Origin of the sequence: Microbacterium sp. 18062, from assembly GCF_902706225.1 — a bacterium.
In the GTDB taxonomy this organism is placed as follows: domain Bacteria; phylum Actinomycetota; class Actinomycetes; order Actinomycetales; family Microbacteriaceae; genus Microbacterium.
The window spans coordinates 1-385 of the sequence record NZ_CACSKB010000671.1 but is presented as its reverse complement, the minus strand read 5'-3'; the positions used below and the strand labels follow the sequence as shown (position 1 = coordinate 385).

The 385-nt window shown below is 72.7% G+C and carries 1 protein-coding gene; it reads right to left on the bottom strand.

Features of this window, described 5'->3' with window-relative positions:
- Nucleotides 1-385: OpgC domain-containing protein (opgC, locus tag GVL03_RS21760; protein WP_200847448.1), on the bottom strand; the 385-nt coding region annotated here is incomplete at both ends.

Below are 385 nucleotides of genomic sequence, written 5' to 3'. Positions count from 1 at the left end.
GTGGGGGCCAGGCTCTCGTGCGCTCGCGGCAGCTCGTCCTCGTCGTGGGTGAGCGGCGGCGGCTTTTCCGCGTACGGCACGGGGGGCGGCGACGGGACCGTGTCGTCGTCGGGTTGCCTGTCCAGCCACAGCGTCACACGCGCCACGGCATAGAGCGCGCCGAAGCAGGCGGCCAGCAGGGCGATGTCCACCGGCCACGGGCGCTGGTAGTCCGCGCCGAACCAGCCCAGCACCAGCAGCACTACCACGAGGTGGGCGCAGAACACCGGCAATGAGGCACGGCCCAGCGTCTCCAGCCAGCGCATGCGCGGCAGGCGCGCCATCAGCGCCGGCCCGAACCGGATCGCCAGCACCAGCAGCGCGAACAGGTTGAGCACCCGCAGCG